The organism is Halalkalibaculum roseum, from assembly GCF_011059145.1.
GTDB classification, from domain to species: domain Bacteria; phylum Bacteroidota; class Rhodothermia; order Balneolales; family Balneolaceae; genus Halalkalibaculum; species Halalkalibaculum roseum.
The window spans coordinates 293,023-314,217 of record NZ_JAALLT010000001.1; the positions used below are offsets into that span (position 1 = coordinate 293,023).

Here is a 21,195-nt window from a genome sequence, read left to right on the forward strand (position 1 = left end):
GTATTCAGAAGAAAGAGGTATCAGAAAAACCGTAATGAAAAATCCTTTTCGAAGAAGTTCTCCTGACAAGGAGTATGTCATCTCACCGCAAAAAGGCGGTTTGGGTACATTTGGCGGGGTATTTACCCCTTCAATTCTTACCATCCTGGGTGTAATAATGTATCTTCGCTTCGGCTGGGTGGTTGGTAATGTAGGTTTAATAGGTACCCTACTGATCGTTACGATCTCTACTTCCATCACGTTTCTGACAGCACTCTCTATAGCTGCAATTGCTACGGATCAGAGGGTACGCATAGGAGGGGCTTATTATATGATTAGCCGCTCCCTGGGTATTGAGTCAGGCGGGGCAATCGGCATTCCTCTCTATCTCGCCCAGGCCCTTTCAGTGGCTTTGTACACGGTTGGTTTTGCTGAAAGTGTGGTTGGAGTTTTTCCGACCCTCGATATTAAAATAGTTGGGGTAATCACTACTATAGGAGTGGCCATCCTGGCTCTGGTATCTGCAAAAGCAGCGATAAGGGCCCAGTATTTTATCATGTTCGGTATCTTATTATCACTCCTTTCCCTGCTTTTCGGGAGTCCTATTGAACAGTCGAATATAGAAATGTGGGGAGCAGCCGATCGCCATTCCGAAGGATTTTGGGTAGTCTTTGCAGTATTTTTCCCGGCGGTAACGGGTATTATGGCGGGTGTAAATATGTCGGGCGATCTGGAGAATCCTGCAAAATCTATTCCCCGGGGAACCTTTGCCGCTATCGGGGTCGGCTACGTCATCTATATGGCATTACCGATAATATTAGCCCACCGAGCCGATGCGCTGACTTTGATAGAAGACCCCCTGATCATGCGGAAAATGTCCTATTGGGGTGATGCCATATTGATCGGAGTGTGGGGAGCCACTTTGTCGAGCGCTGTAGGAAGCATTTTGGGAGCACCCAGGGTTCTCCAGGCATTGGCACGTGACGGTGTGCTGCCGCGCTGGCTGCGATGGCTCGGCCGGGGTGACGGAGAAGACGACTCCCCGCGAGCGGGTACCGTGTTGACTCTCGGCGTTGCACTGGCGGCGGTCTGGTTTGGGAATCTCAATATTATCGCTCCTATCCTAACGATGTTCTTTCTCACCACCTACGGGGTTTTGAACATCACGGCAGGCATTGAGCGCCTCTTGAATAGTCCTTCTTTCCGCCCAAAATTTAAGGTACACTGGGCACTTTCTATGCTGGGGGCTTTGGGTTGTATTTCAGTTATGTTCTTGATTAACGCTGTTGCCACAGGCATCGCCTTTTTGTTTGTGATCATCATTTACATCTGGCTGCAGCGCAGGGAGTTGGAAGCTGCCTGGGGAGATGTTCGCCGCGGCATCTGGATGGCTATAACCCGGGCAGGACTCATGCGTATGGGTACCGAACAAGAGTCCAAAACATGGAGACCTCACCCCCTCGTTCTTTCAGGTGCACCAACTAACCGCTGGCACTTAATTGATTTTGCCTCTGCTTTGACGCACAATAGAGGTATTCTTACCGTGGCAACGGTACTGACGGATGAGAATATCAGTGCCGAACGTAAGAACAACATGGAAAGTAATATCAGGGATTTTCTCGCCAAAAGAAGTGTTCAGGCCTTGGTTAGAGTGACGACGGCCCCTGATCCGTTTGAAGGTGCTGAGCGTCTGATCGAATCATATGGACTGGGAGCACTTGTCCCGAATACTGTCATTCTCGGGGATAGTGAGAATAAAAACATACGGGAACAGTACTGTAAAATGATCGCCACCTTTCACAGGCAGAAGAGGAATGTGCTCGTGGTCCATGAAAATAAAGAGATGGGCTTTTCAGAACGGAAGCGAATAGATATCTGGTGGGGCGGACTCCAGGGCAATGGAGGGCTTATGATGATATTGGCCTACCTGCTTCAGAGTAGTCGTACCTGGTGGGATACCGAAGTACGTATTAAAATGGTGGTTCAGGATGAGAAGGCAGCTGAGGACGCAAACAGAAATTTAGTGCGAATAGTAGATCAAATAAGAACGGGAGCCAAAACCGAAGTACTGGTATCGGAAGGAAGGAGCTTTAATGAAATTTTGCATGAGTCATCGAAAGATGCCGATCTGGTACTGCTGGGTATGGCCGAGCCGGATAAGGATTTCATTTCTTACTATGAAAATATTCAACAACGCTTGAAGGGATTACCGACGACGGTACTGGTACTTGCAGCAGAAGGAATCTCTTTCGGGGAAGTGTTGATGCAGCAGGATAGCTATCATGAAGATTAGATGCTGTACAAAGCAGAAAAAAGTAAATTCGTATTTGTCAAAGTTGTCCTTTAAGCTACAAGAATAACGGATTTGCTATTCGCGGCAAAGCTTTTAAATTACTTTCGATAAATTAAAAATCTGATCCAAGATACGGGGTTGTGCATGAGTAACGAGAAGAAGGAAGAGTCCAACAAAGGCAAAGGCATATCACGAAAAAATTTCCTGGGCAAAGCGGCATTGGCAGCAGGCGGCATGATGGTCGTTCCCCGCCATGTGTTGGGAGGAAGCGGTTACCAGGCACCCAGCGACACCCTGAATATTGCCTGTATCGGGGTAGGCGGCATGGGGGCAAGTAACACCCAATCCCTGGCTGAAATCGGTGAAAATATTTATGCTCTCTGCGATGTGGATGAAGAGTATGCGGCTGAGACACTGTACAATTATCCCAAAGCAAAACGCTACGTCGATTTCCGTGAGATGCTGGAAAAGGAAAAAGAGATCGATGCCGTGATGGTGGCCACACCCGATAATACGCACGCCGCTATTGCTATCCACGCCATGAAAATGGGTAAACACGCTTTTGTCCAAAAGCCGCTTACCAGAACGATCTATGAAGCACGCCGAATGGCGGAAGTGGCAAAGGAGACCGGGGTTGCAACGCAAATGGGGAACCAGGGACACAATTTTGAAGGGACCATAAAAACGGTAAACTGGATACGGCAAGGTGTCATTGGCGAGGTGACCAAGGTAGATTGCTGGACCAACCGTCCCAGAGGCTTCTGGCCGCAGGGTACCCAGGTGCAGCGATCGGATGAAATACCGGTAGTTCCCTATACCATGCATTGGGATCTATGGATCGGCCCTTCACGATACAGGCCTTATCATCCCGATATTGCTCCTTTCGCCTGGCGGGGTCGATGGGATTTTGGGGCAGGAGCACTGGGTGATATGGGTGCACATATTATGGATCAGTCATACTGGGCACTGGATCTAGGAATGCCAAAGGATATTCATGCCAGCAGTACTCCTTTTAATGACGAAGCATTTCCCCTGGGATCGATCGTAAACTATACCTTCCCGGCGAAGGGTGACAGGGGAGAGATAAAGCTTACCTGGTATGACGGCGGAATGCTGCCCCCTCGACCGGATGAACTGGAAGACGGCAAACCGATGGGATCCTGGGGTGGTGGTATGATTTTCCACGGCAGCGAAGGTAAGCTGATGGCGGATGTCTATGGCAATAATCCCAGGTTTATTCCGGAGTCGGATCTGGAAAAATTCGGACAGCCCGAGCAAACAATAGAACAGCCACCTGAAATTCACCAGGAATGGGTCAATGCAGCCAAAGGCAATGGAACAACCAGCTCTAATTTTGACTACGCCGCTAAGCTGACTGAAACCATGCTGCTGGGCAACATGGCTATCAAGTTCAGCGATCAAAATATCAAATTGCAGTGGGATGCGGAAAATATGAAAGTACCTAACCTGGAAGAGGCCAATGAATGGCTGGATGTGCGTAACAATTTCCGTCCCGGTTGGAGAGAAATGATCGGATAACCGAGCATTACTTGGCGGGTTAAAAGAGCACCATATTATTTAGGGCGTATTCGCTTCCGCTATAGTAACTTGATTGCGGTGGCACCACCGACCTAAGCTTAGAAAGCATGAGTACGACTTCACTCTATGGTGGTCGTACCACCGCCTTAAAGATTCTTAAACAAGAGTAAGATTCACTCACGCAGGAATCAATACATCAATAGGCATCTTCCTCGGGTCGCCTCATGCTATCCAGACCTTTGATTTCAATCAGATCTCCGAAAGTAATCAGCTTGATGTTATTCTCTCTGAGGGCTTTAGCAAATGCTTCAGAGGTCAATGCATCCAGTTCTCCCTGCCTGTTGGCACTCATCTTTGCCAGGGGTGCGGAATTATTCATGTCCTCCATGGCACCCAATTCGGCATTATCTATGCCTACATGTGTAACCAGATAGCTGTATCCCGGCTCTACATTATTCATCATGGTAACCAGACTGTCGATTTTATCTTCCGGAAGAGCTCTGTAGTGATCATAAAACTCACTGCTGCCAAAATAGCCCCATAGGCCAAGTTTGTATTCTTTGGCCAGGTTTTCGGTGACTTCCCTGAACATTGGGTCACCCATTGCGGTACCCATGTGGTAGTCCACATAGTCGATTTCCAGTCCGGATGCCAGGGCCCTTTCTATCTGAGACCGCAGTTCTTTTTCCAGTTCAGCCCGGTCGGGATTGTTTTCATAGAGTGTTGAGGAGGAGTGGAAAAAATACCCATTTTCGTCAGTTAACGAGGGTACGGCATCCCTTCCTGCTACAGGTCCCCACCGGTAGTGTTCCCATTCCGAATTAAGCGTCAGGTGAATACCGACGGATACATTATCGTACTCCTTGAGTATGGATACCGCCTCCTGATACCAGGGGCAGGCAAACATTACAGACGCAGAAACCGGATAACCTGTTTCCAAAAGTTGTATCACACCGGTATTAACCGAATGACTCATTCCGACATCATCAGTACGAATCATGAGATACTTTTCAGTATCACTATCATGATCAGTTGATTGGCTATTGGCACTCATAACACCCAGCACCAGTATGGAGAAAAGTGTTATGCTTGTTAAGGAAAAGCAACGGCTCAGAGTTTTGCATATAATCATCTCACATCCCTTTAGATTGGTATTTAAACCATTATAGTAAAAAGAGAGGAATAATAGGAGCTGTTCTACCCAAGACATTCATGGCTTAAAAATGGGTGTAGCGGTAAGGGTGAATAAATGGAAAATTAACCGGTGACTCTGAAGCTATGTTCGAATTCAACCCGGTAGTTTTGCGTGTATCCTGAAATAAAAACATCAGCTCTTACAAACCACATATTGGCGCTCAGCCTTTCACCCTCAATAAACCCTTCGGTAGCCCTGAAGCCGGCACCCGAGTCCGGACAAAAACAGCCTCTTCGGTAAAATGTTTGGGCATCAGTGAGTTGATTTCCGGAATAAGTAAAGGTATCTAAACCGTCATTGATCTGAAAAATAAGGGTCTAAGCGAGTCCCGCATCAAGAATGTTTTCCGGCGGATGCACAGAACGTCCGTATTCAAATACCAGGTGGGGGCCGGTTTCAATAGAAAAGATATAAACCGTTATGGTACTATCCTGTGCTACCTGTCGACTAGTGGTATCCGAACGGATAGCAGATTGCCTGTTTGCATCAAAGGTGTATGTTTCGGTGAATTCATCTTCACCGGAGACCCCGCACGAAGTGAACAGCACCAAGAATATGGCTGCCGTAACACCGCCGGCCAACATCACCCGCCAATTGGAAAACATAAAGTAAATAATTTATAACCGCCGGACTTTGGCAACTACTTAATGTTCCGGTTGCAGGGCATATTTTGGCAGCAGCTCAAAGAATTTGGCAGAAGTGGATATACCTCTGTAAAAGTCTTTGAGAGCAAATTTTTCATTCGGTGAATGGATGGCATCGCTATTGAGTCCAAAACCCATAAGTATAGACTGTGCACCAAGTACATTCTCAAAGTCGGCTACAATGGGAATTGAGCCTCCTTCGCGGGTAAACAGCGGCTCTTTATCATAGACATTCTTAAATGCCTCTGCGGCCGCCTGCAGTCCATAAAAAGAGAGATCTGTTACGATTGGATGCCCGCCGTGATGCTCAGTAACTGTCACATCTACGGATTCCGGTGCCAGGGATTCAACGTACTCTTTAAATAATCGGGCAATTTCCTTGGGATCCTGATCAGGAACCAGTCGCATACTGATTTTAGCACCTGCTTCGGAAGGTAGCACCGTTTTGGCGCCTTCACCCTGGTATCCACTCCACAAGCCATTCACATCAAGGGATGGTCGTGCTGAGGTCCGCTCCAGGGTGGAATACCCTTCTTCTCCATGCAAGGTATCAAGTCCCAGATCTTTTTTGAAGCCCTCCTCATCAAACGGGAGCTTGGTGTACTCTTCACGTTCTTCCTCATCCAATTCGACCACATCGTCATAAAATCCGGGAATTTGGATAACACCGTCCTCATCTTTCAGCTTGGATATGATCTCAGCCATTACATTTGCGGGATTATCGACAGCTCCGCCATATACTCCGGAATGAAGATCCCGGTTAGGACCTACAACATCTACTTCCATGTAGGCGAGTCCGCGAAGCCCATAGGTGAGGGAGGGCGTATCTTCTGCAAACATCGCCGTATCAGAAATAAGTACCATATCGCACTCCAGCATCTCTTTATGCTCCTTGATAAAAGGAACCAGGTGCGGAGAGCCTATCTCTTCTTCCCCTTCGAAGATGAATTTGATGTTTACGGGGAATTTTGAATCTGTTTTTCTATAGGCTTCGAGTGCCTTGACATGAGTAAAAGATTGCCCCTTGTCATCACTGGCGCCCCTGGCGTAAATATTTCCGTTGCGAACGGTCGGTTCAAAGGGAGGGGTATCCCATTTGCCTAAGGGATCGGGCGGCTGAACATCATAGTGCCCATAAACCAGTACCGTGGGCTTGGATTCGTCGGTGATCAACTCACCAAATACGATAGGATTTCCATCGGTTTCAAATAACTCTACCCGGTCAAGGTCGAGTGCTTCGAGACGATCCACGAGGTAATGAGCAGCATCCAATACGTCACCCTTGTGGTCGGAGTTGGTACTTATACTGGGAATTCGAAGCAGTTCAAAGAGTTCTTCTTTAAAATGATCTTTATGTGAATCTATATAATCCTGAACTTTAGACATATCTCTGTATTTGTTTCACCGCACTGCGACGGACCTTTATTGATCCTTGTGACACTACGGTTGATTGTTATAATACCTTGATTTCATTATTTGGAATCCAGCCGTACAGTCCGTTACTCATGCGAACGTAACTCCAGCCTTCCTGTTCATCACTGCGAAATTCATCCACGGTAAAAGTATAACCTTCATAAGCCTGGCTTATTACCGGGGCATCTTCCTGCGGTTCTTCTACTACATTTGTCTGTCGATGAACCATTACAGCATCACTATATCGCTGACTAACGTACTGAACATAAAAGCTTAAAAAAACAATTAAAAGACCCGCGGCCGAGGCACCAAGACCGGATCTCCTGGTAATTTTCTCATAGGGTACCCAAAACCAGGTACTCACAAAAGCAAGAACGCCAATATTCAAAAGAATAATACCGATTCCTAATAAATTAGAAGCACCCAAATTCAGCTTGAGCCAGTCTACGGCTTTATCCCAGGGAAGTTTAGGAAGAACTGCCGATTGACGGCTAAATCGCTGTTCTACATAATCCAGACCCCGATTTGCCTCTTCTTCTGTTTCTTCAAAACGGGAAGCCTTGATAAAATAATACTTGGCCTTTCCAAGTGAATCCATCTGAACATAACTGATTCCCATATTTAGGAACAGGGCACCTGATACAATATCTTGATTTTCAATCTGACTGTAAGCATTCACCGCCTGCCGGTAATCGCCCGCAACCAGTGCATCATTCCCTCGATCGAAAATGAGCTGCGGATTTTCCTGCGCAATGCCCGGAGAAGCACACATCAAACAAACGGCAAAAAGCAGTCCGGTAGCGATTCGTTTCATGATTGCGTGATATTCAAGTAGGTTCTTATAATTCTTTTTTCAGTTTCTCTAGAATACTTTGAGCCAGCCCCACATGTGACTTTAAATAGTCGTGTGAACTGTCGGGAGCATAGCTTATGGTTGCGCACTTGTCAAGAAGCATCCGGATGTTTTTCAGCAGTTCCATATCCACTCCTTCATCCTGAAGAGCTGAGAAATAACTCTGGTTGGAAAGTCCTGCTTCAGGTAAATTGAGTTTATCACTGATAAAGCCGGTCAATGCTTTTTGCAACAGGTTGTAAGCTTCCCTGATATGCCCCTCTTCCGACTTCTCAATAGCTTTTTCCAGACGTTCTTCCGCTATGGTAGAGGCTCTTTTAGACCTGGCAAAAGCCGTATTATTGGTCATTTTATCCATATAAGTTTTCTGCCAATAGGCAACGCCCAGTACCACTGCCGGGAACAAAATGCCCGCCCAGAACCACCAACGGCCGGCAAGACCGGCTGAAGAATCGGTAGTCCAGCTTGCAAGACCTGTAACCGGTTTTACCGAAAATGATTGGGTCTGTTCGGTAGAGGCCTGAGCATTCGGATCACTGTTTACAGTAAAAGTCAGGGCAGACAAACTTTCCCTAATATACTCGTTGCGTGAGGGATCAAAATATGCCAGCGTCGTTTGGGGGATAGTATAGCTACCCGGTGTTCGGGCAATCACAATATCCGTAAACACTTTAGAGCCGCTGATCTGCTGGTTACGCCTATTCAGCGATGACGCCTGCTGGGGATCGTATATTTCCAGCCCCTCAGGTAACTCGTAATCCGGCTTAGTTATCAAAGGTACGTTGCCGGTACCGTTAATAGTGGTTTCAATTTCAATAGATTCACCTACGAGGGCTTGCTGAGTACTGATTTTCCGGTTGATCCTAAAGGAACCGACAGCGCCGGTATAGCTTGCAGGGTCGATATCAGGAAGAGGCTCCACATCCAGCTGAACCGGATCGGTTTTCAATTCCACCTGTCGCTGGTTGGATCCAAATCCGCCAAAAAAGCTACTGAAGGGATCGTCCCTGGAAGATGCGGCACGTACCGAAACGATAATTTCATAGGGACTGATACTTAGTTCGCCGGTCTTTGTCGGGAATAGGGCAAATTGCAAGAGTCGTGCTTTTCGGTAACGAACCCCATCGATGATGGTTGATTCGGCTCTGGGCCGTTCGGTATTTTCAAGTTCTTCCTTCCAGAAACCCTCGGCTTTCCACCCGGGCACCGGCTGATAGGAATTTACCTCTAGTCCATCCTTAAAGAAAAGAACCACATCGGTGATTAGCTGCTGTCCGGGCACCGGATTTCTATCGGATACCTCCATCCGAAGAAAAATTTCAGGCCTGGAATTTGAACCCGATTGATTTGCAGAACTGCTCCGGTCTACAATTTCCACCTCTATGGGGTCTGTATTATACTCATTTCCGTCAATGCTGACGGTGATTGAAGGGATGGTAAAATTTCCTTCATCCTGTGCAATGAGGTAGTAGGAGTAACTATAGGAGGAGCTGGTCTTTCCGTTCACAAAGCTATAGCTTCGTGAAGTAGAAGGGTTGTTGCTGAGCAACCGGAAACCGGTGAATTCCGGCAGGGTGGGTCTGGAGACATTATTAAAGTCGCCGCTCACCTCCACAGACAAACTGATCCTTTCGCCGGTATATACAGTAGTTTGAGAGACTGTAGATACAACATTGATATCAGCCGACTGCGCCCGGCTGTCGACGGGAAAAAGATAAAGCAGGGAAAGTAATAAGAGGGTTATTAAGAAAGGCTTACCAGTCCTTTTCATTTTTACTGTTGCTCGACTCAGTTTTCTGTTTTTTAAACTCTTTTAAAAGGTCTTTCTCTTTTTGTTCAAGTGCTTTGAGGATCTTCTCAGCTTCAGCCTTGCTTATTTGCGCGGACTGCTGTTGCTGCTGGGGATTTTGTTGAGACTGCTGATCGCTTTGCTGCTGTTGCTGTTGTTGCTGCTGATTTTGATCTTGCTGCTGGTCCTGATTTTGCTGCTGTTGATTCTGTTGTTGCTGATTTTGCTGCTGTTGGTTCTGCTGATCGTCAGAATTCTGTTGTTGCTGTTGCTGCTGGTTTTGCTCTTCTTTCTTCTTTATGGCAATCTCATAATTTTGCTTGGCATCACGATCCATGGGTTGATAACGAAGCGAGTTTTTATAGTAGTTGGTCGCTTTTTCCCATTCCTTATTTTCAGAATGAATGTTTCCGATATTGTAGTCGGCCATTGCCCGCTGCTCGGGATCATCCGTCATGGCTTTAAACTGCTCAAAATAACGAATAGCCTCGTCCGTCTTCCCATCTTTAGCGAGGGCGTTACCAAGATTAAAATAGAGCTTGCTGTTTTCGGGATTCTGCTCAATAGCACTTTTATATAGCTCGATGGCTCTGGCATACTCCCCGTTTCGGTAGGCATTATTTGCCTCACGTGCGTCATCCAGAGATGCACCCATCAGGAGAAGTCCGATAAGAAAAACTGCTGCTCTTTTCATGGTTCTATTTTTTTAAATAATCTCTGTTTCAGATCCGTAACAATCGGCGTAATGTATTGGTTTCCTTGTCTTAAACGAATTTTTTAAGGCAAAATTGTTACAAATTAGTCCATACTTTCTGCGATTGCGAGTGTTTCTTCGTCCATTTTCATGTTTGTGAATACATCGGAGACATCATCGTTATCTTCAAATTTCTCCATCAGCTTGAAATTTGAAAGGGCTGTATCCTCATCAACCTTGACCTCTGTCATGGGTATGCGAACCAGCTCAGCGGAATCTATCTCATACCCCTGCTCCTCAAGGTTATCCTTGACTTCGTACATTGTCTCGCGTCCGGTGGTGATAGCAAAGAAATTCTCATCGGGTTCGATCTCCTCCGCACCGGCATCGATTGCATCAAGCATAAATTCTTCTTCGTCATGGTCTTGTGCCTCTACCCGAATCATGCCTTTTTGCTCAAAAAGATATCCTACGGAACCATCGGTACCCAGGTTGCCCCCGTGTTTGGTAAAAATGTGACGGATTTCACCGACTGTACGGTTATAATTATTGGTGGTAACTTCAATAAAATAAGCGATTCCACCGGGACCGTAACCTTCATAAGTGGCTTCTTCGTAGCGTCCGTCACCTTCATCGAGCTCACCGGTGCCCTTTTTTATGGCACGCTCTATGTTATCCTTGGGTACATTATCACTCTTGGCATTCTCGATGGCTGTATCCAGCCGGGGGTTCATCTCGGGATCACCGCCCCCTTCACGGGCGGCTACGGTAATTTCCCGCAGGTGCTTATTAAATATCTTTGCTCGTTTTTTATCTTCTTTGGCCTTTTTATGCTTTATATTGGCCCATTTGGAATGCCCCGCCATAGTCGGTGATTTCTTTTAGTGATTCTGTGACATTGTATCGATAAAACGCTACTCAGCGATTTTTCAAAACTCTACAATATAAGGGTTCAAACACTTTGCACCTAATTGCTTAGTTTGGGAATTTAAGTGAGCTAAAGATTGGTTACACTACATGCCCTTTGCAATACACGGGATGGGCTGGCGTTTAAATACTGAAAATTTAAAATACCGTTATCATGAATATTGGCATTGTATGTTATCCCACCTTTGGGGGCAGCGGTGTGGTTGCTACTGAATTGGCGAAGGGATTGGCGCAGCGAAACCACAAAATCCATATCCTAAGCTATGCACGACCGGCCCGTTTGGATACTTTCCAGACTAATATTTCCTACCATGAAGTGAATATCAATTCATATCCATTGTTTGAATATCCTCCTTATGATCTTGCGCTGGCCAACCAAATGGCCAATATGATAGAATTTGAGGGTATTGACGTGCTGCATGTACACTATGCCATACCTCATGCAACCAGTGCCTTTCTTGCAAAACAGATTTTGGGCGAGCGAGCAGCCGATATACCTATAATTACGACTCTTCACGGCACTGACATCACCCTGGTAGGCAGCGACGCCAGCTATAAGAGCGTTGTAGATTTCTCCATCAATCAAAGTGACGGCGTAACCGCTGTTTCAGAATACCTGAAGGAGGAAACCTACAAACGTTTTGATATTCAGAAAGATATTGAGGTAATACCGAACTTTATTGACCTGGACCGGTTCAAGAAGTCGAATAAGTCACATTTCAAGAAAGCGATTTGTCCGAACGGGGAAAAAATTGTTGTGCATGTCTCCAACTTCCGGGAGGTAAAGCGGGTGCCTGAAGTTATTTCGGTTTTCGATCAGATTCTTAAAAATGATATTAAAGCCAAGCTGCTTCTGGTAGGTGACGGACCGGATCGACAGAGAGCTGAACGTCGTTGCCGTGAACTGAATATGTGTGACGAAGTCCGATTCCTTGGGAAACAGGAAAATGTAGAAGAGATTCTTTCTATTGCCGATCTCTTCTTGATACCCTCCGGCTCGGAAACATTCGGTCTGGCTGCACTGGAAGCCATGAGCTGTAGTGTACCGGTTATCAGTTCCAATATCGGCGGACTCCCGGAAGTCAATATACATGGTGAGACCGGGTACCTTTGTGATTTGGATGATATCGAATGCATGGCCAGGCATGCTGTGGATATTTTAAAGGATGAAGAACATCATGAAGAGCTATCCAAAAATGCACGCAAACAAGCCGAGCGCTTTGAAATGAGTAATATTGTTACCCGATACGAAGAGTATTACAAAAAAATTAAGAGCGGGTTGTTGAAACAGCCGGTCAGCTAAAGAGCTCCACCTTCATTTTTTAAAAATGAGTTTTCCAGTGCTTTCATCTGTTCTTTCAACTGCCTGGAAGCCATGACATATCCGCCATCGCTGCCGTCCACAAAATGTATATGGGCTCTATGGTATTCAAATACCATACAGGTGACCATGGCAGCATCAGTAATATGGATTCCGTAGGCCAGATTCGATGATTCAAACTGCTCATCCAGGTATTTTTCAAGTTGTTGACGCTTCTGTTTTTTCCCCGTTATGACCACTCTAAGCATGTCATCAAACTTACGGTAATCGGAATTCAGGGAAAGGTCACTTTTGTAGAGGCTCCAGTCAGTTTTGGAGCTTTTGTAGCCCAGTTTCATGAATATTTTGCCGGAAAGGATCTCAATATGTGTTTTAATGATGTATTTCCACCGGTCAATCAGTCCCAAGCCAAAGGTGCGAAGCTTTGTTTCACCCATCAACCCTGATAGGGAAATATTCATACTCAGGGCCGTGGGATCGATGGGGTTTGTTCCAAAATCAAATCCGAATAGTTCTCTGAGTTTTTGCATCACCTCTCCATAAATGGTCCCGCTATCATTGAGGGCTGGATTTGCATAGACCAGCAGAGTAATAACTTCCTTCTCGCTATGACTGACTTCCTTCCATCGGCATTCCAGGCCCTCAAAGTTAACCTCAGGCGAAAACTCCGATTCACGGATATGGAATGGTTCATGTTTCTGGTTATCATTTTTTAGGATGAAATCGGAGTAGGCAATCCCTTCTCCCATAAACAGAGCCTGAACATAATTATCGGAAGCTTTGAAACGGGCTACTTTTAAGGATTTCCCCCTCTCGTAGATGTACGATACCGGAATGATGGCTGCACGCAGTTCAAGGCCATAAGCTTCATAGCCGATATTTCTGCACGAAGAGAGTATTTTTTGGGCGGGTTTCACCAGTTCCGGGGGGATGCATATTAATGCACCGTCTCCGCCGAAGGCAAATGGGATGGTGTTTCGATCCACGAGGTTGAGCATTGCCGCAATAGGTGAGGCTCCCAGGATATTAACGCTCTTGTAATTGTTATCTCTGACAGCGGCGGTAGAATTTACTATATCTGTTGCCACAACGTACCAATCGGAGGGTAAATCGTGATAATGCTCCTCTTCAGCAGCATCTGAAAAATTACTGATCAGGGGAAGCTCTACATAAAAACGGTCGGTCGATTCCTGCATTTGGAATGAGCGGAGTTAACCTGTTGGGTTGCGGAAGTTATGGGGTACTCATTTTAACAGGCCAACATAATACAAAACCCTGTACGAAGGTAATTCGCACAGGGTTTTTAAAGATGATTATAAATAAATAATCAGAGATCAGGCAGCCAGTACCTTGGAGACCTGTTCAGCTGCTTCTTTTAGGAGTACGGCGGAGATTACGTTGAGATCGGAGTTATCGATGATCTCTTTCGCCTCTTTGGCATTGGTACCCTGCAGGCGAACAATGATAGGTACATTTTCTACCTTTTCCGCAATTTCAGGATCTTTAACCGCCTCAATAATTCCATTTGCCACACGGTCACAGCGTACAATACCGCCAAATATGTTAATTAGTATGGCTTTTACATTTTGATCTTCCAGGATGATCTGGAACCCGTTTTTAACGGTTTCAACATTGGCACTACCCCCTACGTCCAGAAAGTTTGCCGGTTCACCGCCTGACAGTTTGATAATATCCATGGTAGCCATGGCCAGACCTGCACCATTCACCATACAGCCCACATTTCCATCGAGCTTGATGTAGTTCAATCCGTGCTTGGAAGCTTCCAGTTCCACGGGATTTTCTTCTGACTCATCGCGCAGTTCCTGAATATCTTTATGTCGGAAGAGTGCATTGTCGTCGAAAGTCATCTTAGCATCCAGGGCATAGACGTCACCGCCCGGGGTCAATACCAGGGGATTAATCTCTACCAGGCTGGCATCGGTCTCAACATAGCAGTTGTAAAGAGCCATGATGAATTTGACAGCTTTCTTGAAAGCATCGCCTTCGAGTCCGAGTGCAAAGGCAAGGTGGCGGGCTTGGTTGTGCTGCAGCCCCATGCCAGGCTCGATCCATTCTTTGATAATTTTTTCCGGAGTTTCTTCGGCCACTTTTTCAATTTCAACACCGCCTTCGGTGGAAACCATGATTACGTTTTTGCTCTTGGCACGGTCGAGGAGTATGCCGAGGTAGAACTCCTGTTCGATATCAACACCGTCGGTTACATAAATCTTCTTAACCTTCTGACCTTCCTCACCGGTTTGAATGGTAACCAGGGTATCACCCAGAAGCGATTCGGCGGCATCCCTGACTTCATCGATGCTTTTGCAGAGGATCACGCCTTTGGCGTCGCTATTCTTGGTTCTTCCTTTACCTCTTCCACCGGCATGAATCTGTGCCTTAACGACGAAGAGTGACGTGCCGTTTTCCTTCATCTTTTTTGCCGCTTCAACAGCCTGCTCAACGTTATCAGCAGCTACACCGGCAGGAACGGCAACTCCGTAATCTTTTAAAATATCCTTGGCTTGATACTCGTGAATTTTCATAATAAATCGGTAAGAATCTGTTAATCCTTTAGTTTCGAAACTCGGTGCAAAGGTAGCAAGAGTAGGGCCCAAATAAAAGTGTATATCACCACTAAGACGCTAAGTGCACTCAGTGTAGTAAAGAATCATATTAGGGGTTTTGATCTTTAGTTATGATGATAACGGCGACAAACGTGGACGTTTGGCACCGAAGATAATTTAAAAATGAGATTGACATTCATAATAGGTTTATGCAAATATTTTTCATTTTGCTCACATGTTTTTGTAAGGTTTAGCAAGTAAAAGAGTCTTACAGTCATCATACTTACTTAAATCAGTTTTGGATATAATTGTTACACAGTTCAAATTAAGGCTTCTCCAAGCGTCTACGCTTGGAGTAATCGGATCCATGAAAAGAAAAACCTATTCAGAAGAAGTAAATTTCGTTACTCTGACAGTGATTAACTGGATTGATGTATTTACCAGAAGAATATACAATGATATACTCATCCAAAACTTGGATTATTGTCGAAAGCGTAAAGGACTTGAAATTTTCGCTTTTGTAATAATGACCAATCATCTGCATTTAATCATAAAGTCAGATCAGTGTCTTCCGGCTATTCTTAGAGATTTTAAAACCTACACTTCCAAAGAATTGGTAAAGTCTATAACAAGTAATCCAAATGAGAGCAGAAGAGAATGGATGATAGAATCTTTTAAAAAGGCCGGGGCAATAAATAATTTGAACAAAAACCACCAATTTTGGCAAAATGGAAATTATCCAATTGCCCTATTCAGTAACAAGGTAATTTTACAAAAATTAGATTATATCCATGAGAATCCAGTTAGGGCAGGTTTCGTGGACGATCCTTCTAAGTATTATTATAGCAGTGCAAATCCGAATAATCCTTTGGGAGTTAAGTTAAACTAAAAGTGTCAAGCGTGGACGCTTGACACAGCATATTTTGAAATTGGATAGTTTTAGGATAAGTAATTAACGGTTTACTCAATCAAACGCTAATCACATGCCTCTCAAAGCACTAAGTGCACTCAGTGTATTAGTGGTATTACAGAAGCAGCTCCTGAACTTCCTGCCAGCTTTGGCATTCGTGATCGGGCTCGGCGTTGGCAGAGGGGTCGGAGCCATTGCTTTTCATCGACACGCCGGTAAATAATATTGCCTTCATTCCCACTTTTTTGGCGCCTGAAATATCCGTATTCAGCCGGTCGCCGATGTGGTAGGAGCCTTCCGCTTCACAGCCTGTATCAGCCAGCATCTTTCGAAATGCATTTGGATTCGGTTTGCTATAGCCCGCTTCATCACTGAACAGGAAAGAGTCGAAATAGTCAAACAGCTCATGATTTTTCAGAAAATTGCGTATGACCCTGCCGGGCGAATACATGGTGTCTGAAATAAGGGTGAGTTGATAGTTGCCTGAAAGTGCATTGATGGCTTTACCGGCGCCATCTAAAATAGCCGGCTGTCCTTCGAATAGCGACTCTTCGAAAACTTCGACCAGATAGTCCAACTCTTTTTGGGTGGCAGGAATACCCAAAGTATTCAAGATCGTTTTAACGAGTTCCTCTGTTTTTGGAGTTCGCTGCTGGTTGAACCAGACTCTATTAAACTCTTCCGAGGCCTCTTTGGCTGCGGCTTCTATCTGTGCGGTCGGCATCTCGGTGATATATTCAGACGCTATCTCCCGAAGGGCATCAAAACGAACTTTTCTGCGCTCATTTCCTCCCACAGCAGCATCGACCAGGGTATCCCAGAAATCAATGGATACCATACGGGATTGCGATTCATTATTTCCAGCTTGCTTATTTTTGCTCATAGTTCGAATTGGTCATTTAAAGCTTTATGCAAAGTCTCGTAAGACGGAATCTCATGTTTCCTGAGCCAATCTTTATCCTGATCGGGCTCATGTCTTGATCGGATGAAAAATGGTGTGATACCCAGATCGACAGCCGGTTGCAGGTCGCTTATTTTGTCTCCGGCCATGAAGGAGTTGCTGAAATCAATATTATATTTCTGAGCCGCCTTTCTGAACATCCCCTTTCCGGGTTTCCGGTCTTCACGGGGATATTGAAGCTCAGTATCGTATTTGGGATGGTGAGGTGCCATATACCAATCATCGACTTGAGCACCTGCTTCGTGCAATTCCCGGTCAACCCACTCGTGCAGATGATTTACCTGCTCCGAGCTATATCTTCCGCGACTGATGCCGGATTGGTTGGTTACTACAATTACCTTGAAACCGGCTTCATTTAATCGACGAATCGATTCTACCGCACCGCTGCACCATGTCCACTCTTCAGGGGTATGAACAAAATTATAATCCACATTGATGGTGCCATCACGATCAAGAAAAAATGCCTTGTTCATTTACTGTTATAAGAATGTATCTTTAGTACTTAATAATTTAATCAACAATTCGAATTACGGCTTGAGAAATATTGAATTGAGTTCCTTTCAAGCATTCCATAACTTCATGCAACGTAATTCGCTACTCCCCGAAAACACAGTATTGGGTACCTTCGTTTGAATAGAGCAAAAATAATGTCTGCGGATGATCTGAATCGCACTTACCGGCGATTTGCCCACCAGTTTTTGGAACCGCATGACGATCCATCCAAACTTGCCATTATCGGGATGCAAACCCGGGGTGTGTACATCGGTAAGCGGATTAAAGAAATTATTTCCAAAGATTTCAACCTGGATGTTGACTTCGGTGTACTGGATGTCACTTTTTATCGGGATGATTTCCGAAGCAAGCTGAAAATGCCGGAAGTCAAAGTTACGGAAATTCCTTTCGACCTATATGAGCGGGATATCGTGCTGGTGGATGATGTGCTTTATACCGGCCGTACGGTCCGTTCAGCTATGGATGCTCTAATGAGCTATGGTCGTCCCAACAGCATAAAATTCTGCGCGATGGTAGATAGGGGACATCGTGAGCTGCCTATCAGTGCCGATTATGTCGGTATCAAGCTGCCCACACATATCCGGGAAGAAGTAAGAGTGAAGGTGAAGGAATTGGACGATGAAGATGCCGTCTATGTAGTGCAAAATCCCAACAATGATAAATCGTGATGGCTGAGAATACCGATATACGCGAATACGATTTTTCTCAGAAACATCTGCTGGGACTCAAAGAGTATTCCAGGGAAGACATTCTCTTTGTGTTGGAACAGGCTAAGTATTTTCGTGAAATTCTGGATCGTCCGGTTCCTAAAGTACCTACCTTGCGAGACAAGACCATCGTCAATCTTTTCTATGAAAACAGTACCAGGACACGCCTCTCCTTCGAGCTGGCTCAAAAGCGGATGGGCGCGGATGTGGTAAATTTTTCAACAGGCTCTTCCAGCGTAAAGAAGGGAGAGACCCTGAAGGATACCATCCGCAACATCAGTTCCATGAAGATCGATATGGTGGTGGTGCGCCATGAGAGTCCGGGTGTGCCTTACTTCCTCACCCGAGTGGTTGATGCCGCAATCATCAATGCCGGTGATGGAGCGCATGAACATCCTACCCAGGCGCTTCTCGATATGTTCACCATGCAGCAGGTGTATCCTGATCTGGAGGGCAGGCATATTGCCATTATCGGGGATATCTCCCATAGCCGGGTGGTTCGCTCGAATATTATCGGATTGAACAAACTGGGAGCCAAAGTGACGGTTTGCGGTCCCAAAACCTTTATGCCCGTCTTTGTGGAAGATCTGGGGGTGGAGGTTTCTTATGACCTTGAGGAGACATTGTCGAGCTGCGACATAGCTATGGCATTGCGTATACAGCTGGAGAGGCAGGATGCCGGTACGGAGCTATTCCCGAGCATCAGGGAATATCATGAGAAGTTTGGTATCAAGATGGAGCACCTGGAGAAGTATCCGAATTTCACCGTCATGCATCCGGGACCGATCAATCGCGGGGTTGAGATGGAGAGTGAAGTGGCCGACAGTGACCGGTCTATCATCCTTAGTCAGGTAACCAACGGTGTCGCGGTAAGGATGGCTGTGCTATACTTATTAAGTGGTGGAACACGAATTTAAGGCTGTTACACAGAGTTACTCAAAGAGAACCAGAGTTTCACAGAGTATCCTTTGTGTAACTCCGAGCTACTCTGTGAACCTCCGTGTAATAACATTCCAAGCTAAGTCTTAGATTGGGTTCTTAATTCCCTTCTTTTCCAGCGCGCTAATACTATTCCTGCAATCACCAGAGCAGAACCAATATACTGAAGCAGTGTAAGCTGCTCATTCAGCAGTACCACCCCGAAAACAAGCCCCATGACCGGTACCAGGTTTTGATAGGTCGCTGTATGTACTGCTCCCACTGTCTGCAGTCCATAGTTCCAGATAATATAAGCCGCTCCGATAGAAAGCAGTCCGCTATACACCACCCCACCATAGGCGGCATATGAGACACTACCCCAATCAATAGTTGTCATGCTGGGCAAACCGATCAGAAAGAGTACTATACACCCGATGGTTGACATGACTGCAGAAAACTGTATCGGAGTATACCTGTTGAGGAAGGGTTTGGAGAGAATGGTAAACCCGCCCCAGACCATAGCAGCCAAAACTATTATGACATCGCCCAGAAAAGTATCCGAGCCGAATGAAAATCCCTTACTGCCACCGGAGATAATAAATACGATGCCTCCAAATGCAAAGAGTACGCCAATGGATTTGAATATATTCATCCTCTCAAGCCTGAAAAAATGAGAAAACAGAGCCACCCAGATTGGAATAGTACCCAGCATGACAGCAGCATTGGCCGAAAGGGTATAATCAATTCCGATTATAAATAATCCCTGGTATACCAGGTTGCCAAGCAATCCCATTCCCAGCAAGGGCAGCCAGTCTTTTTTTGGTATACGAAACTGCTGCTTTTTCCAAAGCAGGGCCAGCCAGATGATGGCCGCTGCAAAAACGAATCGCAAACCGTTAAAGCTAAGTGGATCTATTTCGGTCAGGCTGCTCTTGATGATAGAAAAGTTTAGGGCCCAGATGATGGCCACTATAAATAATGAGATTTCTACCAGCGTTCGCTTTTTCACAGAATATTTTAGGGATTTCGGTGGATATGAATCGCGTAATGTAAGGGAAAATTTCATTATCCAAAGGATGCATCTCTATGGACTTTAGCATTTCGATTGGAACGGGGCCGAAAAGTTGCAACAAAAAATAGTTGGTTATCGTAATACTGATCCTTAACTTTGGTCACTTTATGAACGTCAGTCATTTTTATAAGAATTATGGGAACAGAAGAACGAAAAGCACGAGAAAAAGAACGCCGTCGCAATAATATCATAGACGCGGCTGAAAAGGTAATCTTTGCCAAGGGTCTGGACCAGGCAACCATGGAAGAGATAGCTGAAGAGGCAGAGCTCAGCAAGGGGACCTTGTATCTCTACTTCAAGAATAAAAATGAGCTGTATATGGCTATAACGCAGCGCGGTTCTGAAATACTGAACCGGAGATTTGCGAAAATATTTACCGGTGACCACACAGGTATCGAACTGATCCGACTGATGGGCGACACCTACCTCGATTTCGTACGCAACAATCCCGACTACTTCAATGCATTTATCTATTATGAGTCGCTTAAGGATGCAGAAGAGCTGGAAAACAGTGAGATGGCTCAAACCTGTGAAAATAATATGCGGGAAGCCATGAACTATATGGTTCGTTGCCTTCAGATCGGGATGCAAGACGGTACCATCGATGACTCCTACGATCCCAAAGAACTTGCCATACTGGTTTGGGCCAGTACGAGAGGTATCACCAACATCCATCATATGAAAAAAACCGGCCACCATTTCCAGATGCTCAATGAAATGGAGATCAATACCGATTCCCTTTTTGAGAACTTCCTGAATCTGATCGGAACAGGTATGGCCACTGAAAAGGGCAGAAAGAAAAAAATGACCGATGGTCATTTATTGAAACATACGGAAGAATGATTCGTAATGAGTCCCAAACTTTATCCACTGTAGCCGATTAATTTAACACTAACTTACCGT

General features: G+C 45.5%; 19 protein-coding genes. 7 read left to right on the forward strand and 12 right to left on the reverse strand.

What is annotated here, in order from left to right; translation table 11 throughout:
- The first annotated feature begins 34 nt into the window (after positions 1 to 34).
- Together G3570_RS01185 and G3570_RS01190 are read left to right on the forward strand one after the other, a co-directional pair.
- Complete coding sequence (locus G3570_RS01185) at positions 35 to 2,272, forward strand: APC family permease (RefSeq protein WP_165138352.1); 2,238 nt, start codon at positions 35 to 37, stop codon at positions 2,270 to 2,272.
- A gap of 144 nt (positions 2,273 to 2,416) precedes the next feature.
- Positions 2,417 to 3,811 carry a Gfo/Idh/MocA family protein gene (locus G3570_RS01190; protein ID WP_165138354.1) on the forward strand — a complete coding sequence of 465 codons (1,395 nt, stop codon included), beginning with the start codon at positions 2,417 to 2,419 and terminating at the stop codon, positions 3,809 to 3,811.
- A 196-nt stretch (positions 3,812 to 4,007) separates the two neighbouring features.
- Here the strand turns inward: G3570_RS01190 and G3570_RS01195 are convergent, their stop codons facing one another.
- The 7 genes from G3570_RS01195 to G3570_RS01225 form a co-directional block, all read right to left on the reverse strand.
- Entirely contained in the window at positions 4,008 to 4,865 is an 858-nt protein-coding gene (locus G3570_RS01195; RefSeq protein ID WP_249066560.1) for a carbohydrate deacetylase, read from the reverse strand.
- A gap of 458 nt (positions 4,866 to 5,323) precedes the next feature.
- Entirely contained in the window at positions 5,324 to 5,611 is a 288-nt protein-coding gene (locus G3570_RS01200; RefSeq protein WP_165138358.1) for a hypothetical protein, read from the reverse strand.
- 39 nt (positions 5,612 to 5,650) lie between these two features.
- On the reverse strand, positions 5,651 to 7,036 hold the full coding sequence (locus G3570_RS01205; protein WP_165138360.1) for a dipeptidase: 1,386 nt from the start codon (positions 7,034 to 7,036) through the stop codon (positions 5,651 to 5,653).
- 67 nt (positions 7,037 to 7,103) lie between these two features.
- Entirely contained in the window at positions 7,104 to 7,877 is a 774-nt protein-coding gene (locus G3570_RS01210) for an SH3 domain-containing protein (protein ID WP_165138362.1), read from the reverse strand.
- Between the two features lie 25 nt (positions 7,878 to 7,902).
- The gene (locus G3570_RS01215) at positions 7,903 to 9,687 is read right to left on the reverse strand and encodes a BatD family protein (RefSeq protein ID WP_165138364.1); all 1,785 of its coding nucleotides are present in this window, start codon (positions 9,685 to 9,687) and stop codon (positions 7,903 to 7,905) included.
- A complete protein-coding gene (locus tag G3570_RS01220) occupies positions 9,671 to 10,399 on the reverse strand; it encodes a tetratricopeptide repeat protein (RefSeq protein WP_165138366.1) in 729 nt (242 codons plus the stop codon). The genes G3570_RS01215 and G3570_RS01220 overlap by 17 nt, the downstream gene beginning before the upstream one ends.
- Positions 10,400 to 10,503: 104 nt before the next feature.
- The gene (locus tag G3570_RS01225) at positions 10,504 to 11,265 is read right to left on the reverse strand and encodes a YebC/PmpR family DNA-binding transcriptional regulator (RefSeq protein WP_165138368.1); all 762 of its coding nucleotides are present in this window, start codon (positions 11,263 to 11,265) and stop codon (positions 10,504 to 10,506) included.
- Between the two features lie 215 nt (positions 11,266 to 11,480).
- Here G3570_RS01225 and bshA point away from each other — a divergent pair, with 215 nt between their 5' ends.
- Positions 11,481 to 12,629 carry an N-acetyl-alpha-D-glucosaminyl L-malate synthase BshA gene (bshA, locus tag G3570_RS01230; protein ID WP_165138370.1) on the forward strand — a complete coding sequence of 383 codons (1,149 nt, stop codon included), beginning with the start codon at positions 11,481 to 11,483 and terminating at the stop codon, positions 12,627 to 12,629.
- Here the strand turns inward: bshA and G3570_RS01235 are convergent.
- A complete protein-coding gene (locus G3570_RS01235) occupies positions 12,626 to 13,843 on the reverse strand; it encodes a DUF3095 domain-containing protein (RefSeq protein ID WP_165138372.1) in 1,218 nt (405 codons plus the stop codon). The genes bshA and G3570_RS01235 overlap by 4 nt on opposite strands.
- A gap of 138 nt (positions 13,844 to 13,981) precedes the next feature.
- On the reverse strand, positions 13,982 to 15,190 hold the full coding sequence (sucC, locus tag G3570_RS01240) for an ADP-forming succinate--CoA ligase subunit beta (protein WP_165138374.1): 1,209 nt from the start codon (positions 15,188 to 15,190) through the stop codon (positions 13,982 to 13,984).
- A 388-nt stretch (positions 15,191 to 15,578) separates the two neighbouring features.
- Here sucC and G3570_RS01245 point away from each other — a divergent pair, with 388 nt between their 5' ends.
- Complete coding sequence (locus tag G3570_RS01245) at positions 15,579 to 16,100, forward strand: REP-associated tyrosine transposase (protein ID WP_165138376.1); 522 nt, start codon at positions 15,579 to 15,581, stop codon at positions 16,098 to 16,100.
- A gap of 136 nt (positions 16,101 to 16,236) precedes the next feature.
- On the opposite strand, the gene G3570_RS01250 is transcribed toward G3570_RS01245, so the two are convergent.
- Complete coding sequence (locus G3570_RS01250) at positions 16,237 to 17,004, reverse strand: HAD family hydrolase (protein WP_165138378.1); 768 nt, start codon at positions 17,002 to 17,004, stop codon at positions 16,237 to 16,239.
- Entirely contained in the window at positions 17,001 to 17,555 is a 555-nt protein-coding gene (locus G3570_RS01255; RefSeq protein WP_165138380.1) for a D-glycero-alpha-D-manno-heptose-1,7-bisphosphate 7-phosphatase, read from the reverse strand. Before G3570_RS01255 ends, G3570_RS01250 begins: the two co-directional genes overlap by 4 nt.
- Positions 17,556 to 17,711: 156 nt before the next feature.
- On the opposite strand from G3570_RS01255, the gene pyrR reads away from it, so the two are divergent.
- Together pyrR and G3570_RS01265 are read left to right on the forward strand one after the other, a co-directional pair.
- Positions 17,712 to 18,263 (forward strand): bifunctional pyr operon transcriptional regulator/uracil phosphoribosyltransferase PyrR, encoded by a 552-nt coding sequence (pyrR, locus tag G3570_RS01260; protein ID WP_282958212.1) that lies wholly within the window; start codon positions 17,712 to 17,714, stop codon positions 18,261 to 18,263.
- On the forward strand, positions 18,263 to 19,219 hold the full coding sequence (locus tag G3570_RS01265) for an aspartate carbamoyltransferase catalytic subunit (RefSeq protein ID WP_165138384.1): 957 nt from the start codon (positions 18,263 to 18,265) through the stop codon (positions 19,217 to 19,219). The genes pyrR and G3570_RS01265 overlap by 1 nt, the downstream gene beginning before the upstream one ends.
- Positions 19,220 to 19,320: 101 nt before the next feature.
- Here G3570_RS01265 and G3570_RS01270 read toward each other — a convergent pair whose 3' ends face one another.
- Positions 19,321 to 20,229 (reverse strand): DMT family transporter, encoded by a 909-nt coding sequence (locus G3570_RS01270; protein ID WP_346267194.1) that lies wholly within the window; start codon positions 20,227 to 20,229, stop codon positions 19,321 to 19,323.
- A 198-nt stretch (positions 20,230 to 20,427) separates the two neighbouring features.
- On the opposite strand from G3570_RS01270, the gene G3570_RS01275 reads away from it, so the two are divergent.
- Positions 20,428 to 21,135 (forward strand): TetR/AcrR family transcriptional regulator, encoded by a 708-nt coding sequence (locus G3570_RS01275; RefSeq protein ID WP_165138388.1) that lies wholly within the window; start codon positions 20,428 to 20,430, stop codon positions 21,133 to 21,135.
- Positions 21,136 to 21,195: the final 60 nt, after the last annotated feature.

What these genes read in the sequence shown, in the direction of transcription:
- G3570_RS01210 (WP_165138362.1), bottom strand. Translation starts at nt 7,877, where the DNA reads ATGAAACGAATCGCTACCGGACTGCTTTTTGCCGTTTGTTTGATGTGT.
- G3570_RS01195 (WP_249066560.1), bottom strand. Translation starts at nt 4,865, where the DNA reads ATGAGTGCCAATAGCCAATCAACTGATCATGATAGTGATACTGAAAAG.
- G3570_RS01205 (WP_165138360.1), bottom strand. Translation starts at nt 7,036, where the DNA reads ATGTCTAAAGTTCAGGATTATATAGATTCACATAAAGATCATTTTAAA.
- G3570_RS01225 (WP_165138368.1), bottom strand. Translation starts at nt 11,265, where the DNA reads ATGGCGGGGCATTCCAAATGGGCCAATATAAAGCATAAAAAGGCCAAA.
- G3570_RS01215 (WP_165138364.1), bottom strand. Translation starts at nt 9,687, where the DNA reads ATGAAAAGGACTGGTAAGCCTTTCTTAATAACCCTCTTATTACTTTCC.
- G3570_RS01190 (WP_165138354.1), top strand. Translation starts at nt 2,417, where the DNA reads ATGAGTAACGAGAAGAAGGAAGAGTCCAACAAAGGCAAAGGCATATCA.
- G3570_RS01255 (WP_165138380.1), bottom strand. Translation starts at nt 17,555, where the DNA reads ATGAACAAGGCATTTTTTCTTGATCGTGATGGCACCATCAATGTGGAT.
- G3570_RS01185 (WP_165138352.1), top strand. Translation starts at nt 35, where the DNA reads ATGAAAAATCCTTTTCGAAGAAGTTCTCCTGACAAGGAGTATGTCATC.
- G3570_RS01250 (WP_165138378.1), bottom strand. Translation starts at nt 17,004, where the DNA reads ATGAGCAAAAATAAGCAAGCTGGAAATAATGAATCGCAATCCCGTATG.
- G3570_RS01245 (WP_165138376.1), top strand. Translation starts at nt 15,579, where the DNA reads ATGAAAAGAAAAACCTATTCAGAAGAAGTAAATTTCGTTACTCTGACA.
- G3570_RS01220 (WP_165138366.1), bottom strand. Translation starts at nt 10,399, where the DNA reads ATGAAAAGAGCAGCAGTTTTTCTTATCGGACTTCTCCTGATGGGTGCA.
- G3570_RS01265 (WP_165138384.1), top strand. Translation starts at nt 18,263, where the DNA reads ATGGCTGAGAATACCGATATACGCGAATACGATTTTTCTCAGAAACAT.
- G3570_RS01200 (WP_165138358.1), bottom strand. Translation starts at nt 5,611, where the DNA reads ATGTTTTCCAATTGGCGGGTGATGTTGGCCGGCGGTGTTACGGCAGCC.
- G3570_RS01235 (WP_165138372.1), bottom strand. Translation starts at nt 13,843, where the DNA reads ATGCAGGAATCGACCGACCGTTTTTATGTAGAGCTTCCCCTGATCAGT.
- G3570_RS01275 (WP_165138388.1), top strand. Translation starts at nt 20,428, where the DNA reads ATGGGAACAGAAGAACGAAAAGCACGAGAAAAAGAACGCCGTCGCAAT.
- sucC (WP_165138374.1), bottom strand. Translation starts at nt 15,190, where the DNA reads ATGAAAATTCACGAGTATCAAGCCAAGGATATTTTAAAAGATTACGGA.
- bshA (WP_165138370.1), top strand. Translation starts at nt 11,481, where the DNA reads ATGAATATTGGCATTGTATGTTATCCCACCTTTGGGGGCAGCGGTGTG.